The organism is Natronobacterium gregoryi SP2 (assembly GCF_000230715.2).
GTDB classification, from domain to species: domain Archaea; phylum Halobacteriota; class Halobacteria; order Halobacteriales; family Natrialbaceae; genus Natronobacterium; species Natronobacterium gregoryi.
Map to the genome: position 1 here is coordinate 1,803,919 of NC_019792.1, position 11,652 is coordinate 1,815,570.

An 11,652-nucleotide genomic window follows, 5' to 3' on the forward strand; every position below is an offset into this window, starting at 1 on the left:
CGAATCGCAGATAGCGACCAGCACCACGGGAACAGCGAGCAACGCGAGCAGTGGCGACGGAAACTAGAACGTGAATTCGATCGAGAAGCCACGACCGACGCCGGCCACCGCTCGGCGAACGGCGTCGACCTCGAGTAGCGTCGTGAGAAGCGGCACGGCGAGAAACGGCAAGGGATCGCCGAACCGACCGGTGATCCGTTCGACGTGACGAAAGAACGGGCTTCGATCGGTGTGGGGACTGTCGGTCGAATCGGAGAGAGGGCGGGCAGCGCTCACGAGCGACATGTCGTATAGGTAGAGAGGGCTCTGGTGAATCGCATGACTGCATAGACTTCGACCGTCAGAACTAGGGAGTTGAAGCGGGAAACGGCGGATGCTCTATGTCCAAAATTTCCCGCTTCACTGGGAAGGTCGTGACGTTGGCTAAAAGTGCTGTTGGTGGCCGAGGCGAATCCGCCGCCCCGCAGGGTGGCGGCGGATTCGCCGACTACGCCGTCGTTTCGCTGCACTGTCTGCGGATTTACTTGGAGAAATCCTACCGGGAAGCACTTGACCTGTTGAGCGAGATGCCACAAATACTGGCGGAGATCGGCCTTGAGGAGGCCGATCTCCCTGATCACTCTACGCTAGTGAAAGCATTTGATAGGATCAAGATGGCAGTCTGGCGAGTGCTGCTGCGCCTGTCGGCGCAGCTGCACGAGCCATCTGGCCATGCGGCGATGGATGCGACGTTTTTCGACCGCGAAAACGCGAGCAAACACTACTGCCGACGGACGAATTACCGCGTTCAGACGCTCAAAACAACGGCTCTGGTCGATACTGAGTCACAAGCTATCCTCGACGTTCACTGCACAACCAAGAAACGTCACGACACGCAGATCGGCTGGCAACTCGCCCGCCGCAACGCTGGCGAGTTGCACAGCCTCGCCGCCGACAAAGGCTACGACTGGCAACGGTTCCGTGATAAACTCCGGGAAGAGGACGTAAGACCGCTGATCAAGCATCGAGAGTTCCGTCCCATCGATCACGCGCATAACGCGCGGATCGATGGGACTCTCTACGGCCAGAGAGCGTTGTCTGAGACCGTCTTCTCGGTGATCAAGCGCACGCTCGGCGACGCCGTGCGTGCGCGAAGCTGGTATCGTGAGTTCCGTGAAATCGTCCTAATGTGTGCCGTATACAACATCAAGCGTACCGTCAACTAGCGAAATCAAGCGCCGTATGGCGATTCACCACGGCCGTAGAGAGTAACCCTTCTGAGCAACTCGATACTGTCGCCCGTCACCGGTCGTCAGGCACGGCTGGATTCGATAACGTTACCACGACGCCGCCTCGAGAATCCGGCAATGATCGACCTCCGTTCGGATACCGTCACGAAACCGGACGACCGAATGCGCGACGCTGCATACGCTGCAGACGTCGGTGACGCCGTCTACGGGGAGGACCCGACCGTCAACGAACTCGAGGAGCGAGCAGCCGACGTCGTTGGAACCGAAGCTGCTCTTTACGTCCCAAGCGGGACGATGGGCAACCAGATCGCAGCCCGGGTTCACACCGAACGTGGACAGGAGTTGCTGACCGACGAGAAAAGCCACATCGTGAAGTACGAACTCGGCGGTGCCGCCGATCTTTCCGGGCTTCAGGTGCGGATGGTCGATGCCGACCGTGGGATTCCGACACCCGAGCAGATCGCAAACGGCATCGTCCAGGAGAGCCTTCACCGACCGGGGACCGGGCTCGCGTGGCTCGAGAACACGCACAACGCCCGCGGCGGGCTCGCAATCGAGCCCGAGAAAATCGACGCAGCAGCCAAAGCCGCCCACGAACGCGACGTTCCAGTCCATCTCGACGGGGCACGTATGTTCAACGCTGCGACGGCGCTGGACGTTCCGGTCACCGAACTCACGGAGCCGGTCGACTCGGTCATGTTCTGTCTCTCGAAGGGACTTGGTGCACCGATTGGCTCGATGCTGGCCGGCAGCGAGGACTTCGTCGAGAAAGCCTGCCGCGTCCGCAAACTTTTCGGCGGTGGACTCCGGCAAGCAGGTATCATCGCCGCGCCCGGACTCGAGGCCCTCGGGAACGTCGACAACCTCGAGCGTGATCACGAGCACGCACAGCGACTCGCCGACGGACTCGAGGCCGTCGACGGTTTCGACGTCCAGCCACCAGAGACGAATATCGTGCTCGCGGATATTTCTGGGACTGGGTTAGAGACCGACGCCGTCCTGGATCGACTTCGCGAGAAAGACGTACTGGCGACCCAGTTCGGGCCGTCGACGGTCCGATTCTGCACGCACTGGAACGTCTCGAGCGACGACGTCGAGACGGTACTCGAGCGGATCGAAACAGCTGTTTAACGGCCCCGCATCCCATCGCGGAACTCGAGGACAGTACGGCGGAGTAACAGATACGAAAAGAATACTAGCGACAATAGGATCAAGACGACCGCGATGATGACGGGGTCGTCGGGAATGAGGTCCAGCATACGCGGGAGGTACAATGTCCCCGTGCAAAATCGTTTCGACGCGTCGTGGCGTCTCGAGTCGCGTACTGGCTCGTTCGGCATCGGTCGAGGTCGAACGGAGCGGTAACTAAAGCCGGTTTTTCACCTTACGGTGCGTATATTTCCCTACGGGCGCTACGTGAAGTTGCGTCCCGAGTTTCGGACGGCTGTCGCCGGACTCGGGACCACGTGTACTGCCCGCCGATCGATTGGGGCAGTCGACCCCTGTCCGCCGATCATCCGATCACCGGTTCGCCGAACCGGTCTCTCCCACACCACCCGCACCCGCGTTTCCGCCGCTCCGCTGACGCAGTCCTCCACCGCCCTGCGTGCGGTCACTGCTCCGTAATCGTACACGACTCGACGAGTGTGCCGTCCGGCTTCCGTATCTCTCCTTCGAGTCCGTCCTCGCTCTCCTCGAGCACCGCGAACCCCGGTCTGTGGCCCCGTGGCTGAGCGTGGCTCCCCGGATTGAGGAGGAGACAGGCTTCGGTCTCGACGGCTGTCGGTCGATGCGTGTGTCCCGAGACGACGACGTCGGCGTCTCGTGATCGGCCGAACATGGCGAGTCCTGTCTCCCCGCCGCCGCGCCGGTGGGTCACCGCGAGCCGCACACCACCGGCGTCGACCACGCGGGCCGTCGGCAATCGGTCCCGCACGGCTGCGCTGTCCGCGTTGCCGTGGACCGCAAACAACGTCGTACACTCCGCCTGGAACGCCTCGAGCGCCGCTTCGCTCGTGAAATCGCCCGCGTGGACGACGGTGTCGGCCTCTCGAGCAGCTGTCAGCGCTTCACCCTCGAGTTCGTGGCCGTGGCTGCTGTGTGTGTCGGAGAAAATCGCGATCATGTCGGACAGTTGGCCGCGGGCGGGACGTGTCTTTCGACCCGTCGCTATCGCCCGAGTTCGTCGGCGGCGTGGTCGTCGTACCCCGCCGCGATCGTCGATCCTGGCGGTCGGTCGTTCAGCACGGCCGTCACCGTCGTCTTCTCGAGGTCGGTCGTCGACTCCAGTGACTCCCAGCCGTCGTCCGTTCGGGCGGTGACTGCAACGTCCGTTGGACTCGCACCCGGTGGCAGTTCCGAAGGGTCGTACGAGAGCGTCAGCCGGACGGCTTCGACCGCCTGCAGCCCCTCGAAGCAGGTGATCGAGACCGGGTCCGAGAGCGCGTCGGCCGGCGGTTCGATCCCGCTTCGCTCGAGGTCGAACTCGTCGGGGACGACATCCGCGACGACGGCGACCCGCGCACCGACGCGCTCGAGCACTGCTTCGGCGATGCTGTCGGCATCGTATCCGGGGATGGGCATACACGAGGAATCGAACTCGAATAGTATGTCGATGTAGCAGGCGTACGCTGGCAGTTGGATCGACGGCAGTAATACTGATACGGATTGCTGCAAGACATTGCCGGTGCAATCGCGGCCCTTCTTGCGGTTGCACCGGTAAATCGTTACAGCAAACCGTATGAAGCGAGAAACGAGCGGGACTGCGTCGAAAGAGAGCGACTGTACCGAAGTCGAGCCACTTCGATTTGGCGACGATTGCGACCCACTGTTCGGAGGTGGTGACGATTTTGGGACCGAACCCCACGTCCAAAACACTCGAGTGGATCGCGCCTGGCTGATAGTATTCGAAGTGCCTCTCGTGGGACTCTCCCCGAGTCGTCGGCCTACGTTTGGCGGAGAGAAAGACGACGCCGTCTGACCGAAGCACCCGATGGAACTCGCACATGTCGCCACGGACGAGCGGCGTGGACGCCATTACCTGACTGTTTCGGTGTCAGAGCGACCACAGTAGAGGGCAACCGCTGCGTTAGTTGACGTACAGCGAGTACGCGATCACGAGAAAGCCCGCAAGCATCAGGAGACTCTCGAGGAGGACCCCGGTTATCAACGCCACGTCGAGCAGTTCGAACAGTAGACCAGCAAGCACCAACCCGAGAGTGATGAGTCCAAAGCCGACCGCGAGCAAGCCCAGAGAGCGTTGTTTGGTGCGGCGATATGCCTTGAAGGTAAAGAACGTGATGACACTCCCGACTAGCAATATGAGTGTCTTGACGATGGCGAGTGCGATCGTGGCCGACGCTTCGGCGACTGCAGGACTCATTGTCTTCACTCCTCTTTTCCGGACGGCGAACAAGTAAGTTACCGTTATCGCCCGTCGAACGGGAGCGTTTTGCCGCTGGCGCTCGAATATCGAGCCGATGACGAGACTCGTCGAACTCGAAGGCACCGGTCCGTGTAAACTCGATACGTCCGATATCGACGACGAGAAAGGAGATGTCGCAGTTTGTCGGTGCGGTCTCTCGGAGTCGTTCCCGTTCTGTGACGGCAGTCACCGTCGCACCGATGGTGAAAGCGACGACGAGACGTACGTCTACGAGGAAGGCCGTCGGGAAGTCCTCGAGCGGGTCGTCACCAGCGACGAACTGGACGAGGAATAGCGGTCATCAGATCGACCGCGAGGAGTTTATCACGACCAGTAGACTGCTCGTGGCCATCGCCAGTGCCGCGAAAAGCGGGTTCAACAGGCCGGTGATCGCAAGCGGGATCGCGACCGCGTTGTAGAAAAAGGCCCACCCGAGGTTCTGTTTGATCCGGCTGTTAGTGCCGGCCGCGAGATCGAACGTCTCCGCAATTGCTGCCAGGTCATCGCCGACGATCACGGCGTCGGCCGCGTCTGTCGCGAGTTTCGTTCCGCTTCCCATCGCGATGCCGACGTCGGCGGCTGCCAGCGCGGGGGCGTCGTTGCTCCCGTCGCCGACCATCGCGACGGAGCCGCGAGCGCGGAGCCGCTCGACCGTCTCGGCTTTCGCTTCCGGAGGGACGCCCGCGAAGACCTCGCTCACCCCATCGACGGACCGGAATCGGTCGGCTGCGGCCCCTTCGTCGCCCGTCAGCACGACGACGTCACGCCCTGTCGCGAGCGTCTGGACGGCGTCTTTCCACTCCCCACGTGGGGAGTCACCGACGACGATCACGCCACGCGACCGACCACCCCAACCGACGACGACCGGAACGTCACCGGCCGCACGCGCGTCCGCGATCCGAGCCTCTAGCGAGGTGGAAATAGCCAGTTCGTGTTCTCGAAGGTAGTCGGGATGGCCGACGACGACCCGGTGTCCGTCGACGACGCCACTGACGCCGCGCCTGTCGCGTTCGAACGCCTCGACGTCGACCTCGAGTTGGTCGTCGTCTTCGAACGCCGCGTCGGTGATCGCTTCGGCGATCGGATGCTCCGAGAACTGTTCGACTGCTCCGGCCCGCTGGAGCAGTCGCTCTTCGTTTTCTCCGTGGACTCTCGCAACGGTCATCGAACCCGTCGTCAGCGTCCCTGTCTTGTCCAGTACGACGACATCGACGTCTGGTGCGTCCTCGAAGATCGTCTCCGCAGCAACGACGATTCCTCGCTTCGCGGCTGCCTGGACCCCCGAGGCGATCGCCAGCGGCGTCGCCAGCCCCAGCGCACAGGGACAGGAGACGATTACGACCGTCAACCCGACTAGTAGCGCTCTCGAAAGACTCGATCCCGTCGCGAGAAAGAGTATCGTCGTAGCCGTCGCCAGCACGAGCACGAGCGGCACGAAGATCGTCGCCAGTTTGTCCGCGAGTCGCTGGACTCCCGGCCGCGAACTCTGGATCGACCACAGCAAGGAGACGAGTCGATCGAGCGTGCTCTCGGCGTCGTCTCCAACTTCGACGATGACCGGCGCGTCGGTGACGACTGTACCGCCACGGACGGAGTCGCCAGGCCCTTTCTCGACGGGAATAGACTCGCCAGTCACCAGCGACTCGTCGACGGCAGCCGTCCCCTCGCGAAGGTCGCCATCCAGCGGAATCCGCTCGCCCGGACGTACGAGGAGTCGGTCTCCAGGATCGACATCCTCGAGCGGGACGGTTTCGCCGCTCTCGAGTCGTGCGTCGTCGACTTGCTGTTCAGTCAAGTCCGAGAGAAGACTCGTCGCGCGGCGCTTGATCCGCTCTTCGTAGTAGGTACCAGCAGTGACGACGAGGATGACGGCGACGCTGACGTCGAAGTACAGGTCGGTTCGCCCGAGCACCATCGCGAGCGTACTGTAGGCGTACGCACCGACGGCTGCAGTCGTCACCAGCAAATCCATGTTCGGCATCCCCGCCCGCAGACTCACGTACGCACCTCGAAGAATCGGATACCCCGTATAAAAGAGGACGAACGAGGTCATCAGCCAGATGTTCGCTGCGACGTAGTAGCCGTCGAAGTCACCGAACTGGACGACGGGCTCGTAGCCGAAGTAGCTCGGATAGAGAAAGACGACGTACCACACCATCACCATCATTCCAAACAGACCACCGCCAGCCAGAAACTTCACCAGCGCTTGCCCCTCCTCGTCGTCCGCGCCAGCGGCGTCCGTCCGGTCCCGAGCTCTGTACCCGTACCCAGAGACGACCTCGGGCAACGCTTCGGTCGTGACCTCGTCCGGATCGTACACTACCCGGACCGTTTCGGTCGCGTAACTCGCTTCCGCACCACGGACGCCGTCGTGCGATTCGGCACTCGTCTCGAGGAAGGCCTCGCAGGTCGAACAGTGCATCCCATCGACCGCGAGGTAGGCGTCTTCACCCTCGAGTTCGTCGAGGTCGGCCGTCTCGTCGACGTCGAGTCTGGACTGGACGCATGCCGCGTCCGTTTCTGCGTCCTCGAGTGCCCGACTCACCTCGAGACAGCCACGACAACAGTACTCGCCTTCGACATCGGCAGCCGTGAACGGATCGGCAGGTGTCGGAAGATCACAGAGCTGGCAGCCAGATGGTGTCTCTTCTGACGTGCCCTGATCGCTCTTGGCCGGCGTCGCGTTCGGTCGTGCGTGTGGGTTCTCGGCCATACTCGAGACGGCTAGGTGAGGGGTCGGATCGATTCTTCGAGAGCGAGGGGGACAGCGGCCGGTATCAGCGTGACGGCGTTTTATACAGCTTACTGTCCGTCGGTTTCGGTTCGATCGCGTCCCGCAGCGGTCGTCCCGGCACGTCGGTACCGCAAACGGTAGTACAGCATTCCGTCCCAGCCGCGGCTTCCCGGTCGCGTTACATCGACTTACTGCATGGACGTGTGTAACCGTTGTGGCGAAGAACGATGCCGTCGTTCGCATCGAAACGGCGACCGCACCGTCTCACTGGAGCAGCGATTACGTCGCTGTGCCGCTGTTTTTCCCGTGGTCCGCGTCTTCTATCGGTGCCATCGCGACGTACAGCGCAGCGAAGATGAGGACAACGTTGACCGCGGCAACGTATCCTGCGATGCCGGGATAGGAGACGCCGAAGACCAGCGTCGGAACGAGTGCCAGCAAGCCGACTGCAGCAGCGGCCCGCGGAGAGATCTCTTCAACACCCATATACCCACCTGTGTATGCTGGATACTTAAATCATGGACCCGTTCCCGTGGGTCGGGAATCAAACGTGATGAGTAAGTAAAACTTGTTCCTTACCACTCTCGTATGAGTTCAGCGACAGAGCAGACGGAGGCCGATACGTCACACGAGATCGGCCACGACGAGTACGACCCGATCGGGACACTGACTCTTATCGGGCTCTATTTCGTCGTCCTGGTCCTAATGTGGTTTTACACCTACTTCATCGAGTTCCTCGGGAACGACCCGACGGTGATCGGCTCGGTCGTGACTGCAGGAGGGATAGTATGAACATTCACACGTACGAGAAATTCTGGCTGATCGGTGCGATGGTCCTTATCGTCGCGTTCATCGCGACAGTCACCTACGGTGCCGCCGGACTCGGCATCGCGATGGTCGACGACGAAGGTGGAACGATCGCCCCGGACGAAATCGGTGATCACGACAAGTTCGGCGACCCCGGAGTCCACCAAGTCGGTGAAAACGAGTACGACGTGTACGTCCACGCGTACACGTTCGGGTACAGCCCCGATACAATCGAGATTCCGGAGAACAGTGAGGTAACCTTCTACGTCACCAGTTCCGACGTTACACACAGTTTCACTGTCGTCGGAACGAACGTCAACACGATGGTCATTCCCGGTGAGATCGCCGAGATAACCGCCCAATTCGACGAACCAGAGGAGTACGGCATCCTCTGTAACGAGTACTGTGGCTTCGGCCACCACGACATGGAGGCCGAACTCCACGTCGTCCCCGAAACCGAGTTCGACCTCACCGAACTCGCCGTCGATGCCCCCGACGAAGTCGACACCGACGACCAAGCCCAGGTCACCGCATCCGTGACCAACGGGATGCTCGAAGACCTCGACACCACCGTCACCCTCGAGATCGGTAACGAGACCGTCGAGGAAGACGTCACGGTCGCTGGCGACTCGAGCGAGGACGTGACGTTCGCCGTCGACGCGTCGACCCTCGGCGACGGTGACCACGACTGGACGGTGACCGTCGACGACTACACGGAAAGCGACCAGTTGACCGTCGGAACTGACGACGACGGCGACAGCGACGACGGCGATACGACGGAGGAGGAGTAACATGAGTACGTACGTAGACAACTTCCCTGAAGAAGCAGCGATCGTTCGGAAGGCATTCTACACGTCGTTCGTGTTCCTGGCCCTCGGTGGCGTCTTCGGGCTCATTCAGACGCTTCACCGGACGGACTTCCTCAGGTTCATGGATTCGGCGGACTACTACACCGTTCTCACCGCTCACGGGGTTTTCCTCGTGATCGCGTTCACGATCTTCTTCCTCGTGGGCGTGTTCACCTGGGCGGTCACGACGAGCCTCGACCGTGGGCTCGAGGATCTCCGGCTGACGAAGCTGTGGTTCGGTCTGATGTCGGCTGGTGGACTCGCCGCAGCGATCACCATTCTGTCCGGCTTCGTCGGCGACGCACCGATCCTCGGCGCACTCGATGCCGACGTTCTCTTTACCTTCTACACGCCACTCGAGGCTCACCCACTGTTTTACATCGGGCTCGTGGTGTTCGTGATCGGCACCTGGGTCGCCGGTGCTGACTGGATTCGCACGTGGTGGAGCTGGCGCAAGGACAACCCGAACGAACGCATCCCGCTCCCGACGTTCATGGTCATCACGACCATGATCATGTGGTACATCGCGACGCTTGGCGTCGCAATCGCGATTATCGTGTTCATCCTGCCGTGGTCGCTCGGTCTCGTCGAGAGCGTCAATCCGCTGTTGACCCGGACGCTGTTCTGGTACTTCGGCCATCCAGTCGTCTACTTCTGGCTGATGCCGGCGTACATGATGTGGTACCTTCTGCTACCGAAACTCGCCGGTGGTCGCCTCTTCAGTGACCCGCTCGCACGCGTCGTGTTCGTGCTTTTCCTGTTGCTCTCGACGCCGGTCGGCATTCACCACCAGTATCTCGATCCTGGTATCTCAGAAGGGTTCAAATTTATCGCGATGACAAATACGATGTTCCTGCTGTTACCGAGCTTTCTGACTGCCTTTACCGTCGTCGCCAGTATGGAACACGGTGCTCGCCAGAACGGCGGTACGGGCTATCTCTCCTGGCTCGGTGCGCTCCCGTGGCGTGACCCGGCCTTTACCGGCATGGCACTCGCCGGCCTAATGTTCGCTGCGGGTGGCTTCTCCGGCATGGTCAACGCGGGGATGAACATCAACTATCTCGTCCACAACTCCCTGTGGGTCCCCGGCCACTTCCACCTTACCGTCGGCACTGCGGTCGCCCTGACGTTCATGGCCGGAGCCTACTGGTTCCTCCCGCAACTGACCGGGAACAAGCTATGGAGTCGCCCGCTCGCTGTCGGCCAGACCGTAATCTGGTTCATCGGTATGTCGTTCATGTCGAACGCGATGCACCGGGCTGGTCTGATTGGCATGCCCCGCCGAACCGCCGAACCCCAGTACGAGAACTTCGGGTTCGACGCCGGCGTCGGCTCTGTCGCCGAACTCGACGCACAGATCGCACTCGGCGGTGCCTTGCTTACCGTGTCGCTGTTGCTCTTCTTCGTGGTCATCGCCATGACCGCCTTCAATGGCGACAGCGATTACACCGAATCGAACTCGATTCCGACGCCACTGTCGGGCCCCGAAGACGCTCCACAAGTCCTCGACAACCTGAAACTCTGGACGATCCTCGCAATCGTCCTCGTTATCATCGCCTACTCGCTGCCACTCGCAAGCATCATCGACGGCCGTGGCCTGTTCGGTCCCGGCATCGAACCGTTCGACCCGATCCCGTTTAGCGTCGTCTCCACGACGCTCGAACTCACGGCCGAACACGTGACCGGGGTGATCCGCTAATGCGCGTCTCGAAAGCTGGACTCATGGTCCTCCTCGCGTTCGTCGTCCCACTCACCGTCGAACTCCGGACCGTCCTCGCCTGGTTCAACGTCGAACTGACGGTCCTCGAGAGCGTCCTCGTCGGTCTGGCCGTAATCGCTGCTATCGTCGTCTGGGCGACGCGACCACCGAAAGACGAACCCAGCGCCGCGAGCCAGTAATCAGTCACCGTCCCCACTCCACTCGAGACGGACTCCCACACAGTCACTGTCGGGATTTCGCCACAACCGCAAACAGAACCCCAGGTGCACCAGTAATCCGCCCGCCGTCACATCATTCGTCCATCTCCCAGGTCTCGACCCGACCACTGTGGATGTCCTCGACACAACCGTCACAGTCCGGCTGTCCATCCTCGTAACAGGCCGGCCGGAACTGATCGTCGAGTTTTGCTGCCCGCCGCTCAGCGTACCGCCGACAGACGATTTGTGCCCGGCCAGCCTCGTCCAACGGCAAGCACCGAGCGTTTTTCGCCACCTCGTAGACCTCACGTGTCTCCTCGAGTTGCCCGTCGGTCGACTTGCGGAGCTGCTCGTACTGCTTGCCTGCTTCCTGAAGCTTCGACCGAAAGAACCGCTCGACTCGACGGCGATCCGGCATTCGAGCAATCGTTCGACCGCCTGCCACATAACCTCGTCGCCAACCGCCTCGAGACACACGAGCCACGATGGAGAGTAAGGGTTAACTTCCGGCCACGTTTTCCTCTGGGTGTGGGCCCTTAGCTCAGTCTGGTTAGAGCGCTCGGCTCATAACGCGGCCGCACCTCGTGCGGTTGTGTGAGACACCGAGTGGTCGATGGTTCGAATCCGTCAGGGCCCACTCGAACGTCGTGAGAACACACACTGGCGATTCGAATTTCGCTTCATGTACAATGG

The 11,652-nt window shown here is 61.4% G+C and carries 15 protein-coding genes and 1 tRNA gene; 8 read left to right on the forward strand and 8 right to left on the reverse strand.

All coding sequences use genetic code 11. The features are described 5' to 3' along the window. Nucleotides 1-63: 63 nt before the first annotated feature. Nucleotides 64-285 carry a hypothetical protein gene (locus NATGR_RS08875; RefSeq protein WP_005578201.1) on the reverse strand — a complete coding sequence of 74 codons (222 nt, stop codon included), beginning with the start codon at nucleotides 283-285 and terminating at the stop codon, nucleotides 64-66. Nucleotides 286-380: 95 nt separating this feature from the next. Here NATGR_RS08875 and NATGR_RS08880 point away from each other — a divergent pair, with 95 nt between their 5' ends. Both NATGR_RS08880 and NATGR_RS08885 read left to right on the forward strand, forming a co-directional pair. Beyond that, on the forward strand, nucleotides 381-1,205 hold the full coding sequence (locus NATGR_RS08880) for an IS5-like element ISNagr1 family transposase (protein WP_015233383.1): 825 nt from the start codon (nucleotides 381-383) through the stop codon (nucleotides 1,203-1,205). A gap of 141 nt (nucleotides 1,206-1,346) precedes the next feature. Continuing rightward, nucleotides 1,347-2,360: a threonine aldolase family protein gene (locus NATGR_RS08885; protein ID WP_005580558.1), complete on the forward strand. Its 1,014-nt coding sequence runs from the start codon at nucleotides 1,347-1,349 to the stop codon at nucleotides 2,358-2,360. On the opposite strand, the gene NATGR_RS20420 is transcribed toward NATGR_RS08885, so the two are convergent. From NATGR_RS20420 to NATGR_RS08905, 4 genes are all read right to left on the reverse strand, one after another. Then, entirely contained in the window at nucleotides 2,357-2,488 is a 132-nt protein-coding gene (locus NATGR_RS20420; protein ID WP_015233483.1) for a DUF7859 family protein, read from the reverse strand. The genes NATGR_RS08885 and NATGR_RS20420 overlap by 4 nt on opposite strands. Before the next feature lie 353 nt (nucleotides 2,489-2,841). After that, nucleotides 2,842-3,354: a metallophosphoesterase gene (locus tag NATGR_RS08890; RefSeq protein ID WP_005580560.1), complete on the reverse strand. Its 513-nt coding sequence runs from the start codon at nucleotides 3,352-3,354 to the stop codon at nucleotides 2,842-2,844. A gap of 44 nt (nucleotides 3,355-3,398) precedes the next feature. Further along, nucleotides 3,399-3,812 (reverse strand): hypothetical protein, encoded by a 414-nt coding sequence (locus NATGR_RS08895; protein ID WP_005580561.1) that lies wholly within the window; start codon nucleotides 3,810-3,812, stop codon nucleotides 3,399-3,401. Nucleotides 3,813-4,317: 505 nt separating this feature from the next. Beyond that, a complete protein-coding gene (locus tag NATGR_RS08905) occupies nucleotides 4,318-4,611 on the reverse strand; it encodes a DUF7521 family protein (protein WP_015233484.1) in 294 nt (97 codons plus the stop codon). Between the two features lie 97 nt (nucleotides 4,612-4,708). Here NATGR_RS08905 and NATGR_RS08910 point away from each other — a divergent pair, with 97 nt between their 5' ends. Further along, nucleotides 4,709-4,948: a CDGSH iron-sulfur domain-containing protein gene (locus tag NATGR_RS08910; protein ID WP_005580564.1), complete on the forward strand. Its 240-nt coding sequence runs from the start codon at nucleotides 4,709-4,711 to the stop codon at nucleotides 4,946-4,948. Between the two features lie 6 nt (nucleotides 4,949-4,954). On the opposite strand, the gene NATGR_RS08915 is transcribed toward NATGR_RS08910, so the two are convergent. After that, nucleotides 4,955-7,366 (reverse strand): heavy metal translocating P-type ATPase, encoded by a 2,412-nt coding sequence (locus NATGR_RS08915; RefSeq protein ID WP_005580566.1) that lies wholly within the window; start codon nucleotides 7,364-7,366, stop codon nucleotides 4,955-4,957. A 300-nt stretch (nucleotides 7,367-7,666) separates the two neighbouring features. Then, nucleotides 7,667-7,873 carry a hypothetical protein gene (locus tag NATGR_RS08920; protein WP_005580567.1) on the reverse strand — a complete coding sequence of 69 codons (207 nt, stop codon included), beginning with the start codon at nucleotides 7,871-7,873 and terminating at the stop codon, nucleotides 7,667-7,669. Between the two features lie 102 nt (nucleotides 7,874-7,975). Here NATGR_RS08920 and NATGR_RS08925 point away from each other — a divergent pair, with 102 nt between their 5' ends. From NATGR_RS08925 to NATGR_RS08940, 4 genes are read left to right on the forward strand one after another with little or no spacing between them, the layout of a single operon-like run. Beyond that, a complete protein-coding gene (locus tag NATGR_RS08925; protein WP_005580569.1) occupies nucleotides 7,976-8,179 on the forward strand; it encodes a hypothetical protein in 204 nt (67 codons plus the stop codon). Then, nucleotides 8,176-8,985: a cytochrome c oxidase subunit II gene (locus NATGR_RS08930; RefSeq protein WP_005580570.1), complete on the forward strand. Its 810-nt coding sequence runs from the start codon at nucleotides 8,176-8,178 to the stop codon at nucleotides 8,983-8,985. Before NATGR_RS08925 ends, NATGR_RS08930 begins: the two co-directional genes overlap by 4 nt. Before the next feature lies 1 nt (nucleotide 8,986). After that, the gene (locus tag NATGR_RS08935) at nucleotides 8,987-10,741 is read left to right on the forward strand and encodes a b(o/a)3-type cytochrome-c oxidase subunit 1 (RefSeq protein ID WP_005580571.1); all 1,755 of its coding nucleotides are present in this window, start codon (nucleotides 8,987-8,989) and stop codon (nucleotides 10,739-10,741) included. After that, nucleotides 10,741-10,941: a hypothetical protein gene (locus NATGR_RS08940; protein ID WP_005580572.1), complete on the forward strand. Its 201-nt coding sequence runs from the start codon at nucleotides 10,741-10,743 to the stop codon at nucleotides 10,939-10,941. The genes NATGR_RS08935 and NATGR_RS08940 overlap by 1 nt, the downstream gene beginning before the upstream one ends. A 112-nt stretch (nucleotides 10,942-11,053) precedes the next feature. Here the strand turns inward: NATGR_RS08940 and NATGR_RS08945 are convergent, their stop codons facing one another. Next, nucleotides 11,054-11,377 carry a DUF7091 family protein gene (locus NATGR_RS08945; RefSeq protein ID WP_005580573.1) on the reverse strand — a complete coding sequence of 108 codons (324 nt, stop codon included), beginning with the start codon at nucleotides 11,375-11,377 and terminating at the stop codon, nucleotides 11,054-11,056. Nucleotides 11,378-11,489: 112 nt separating this feature from the next. On the opposite strand from NATGR_RS08945, the gene NATGR_RS08950 reads away from it, so the two are divergent. Further along, nucleotides 11,490-11,596 (forward strand) — tRNA-Ile (locus NATGR_RS08950). Nucleotides 11,597-11,652: the final 56 nt, after the last annotated feature.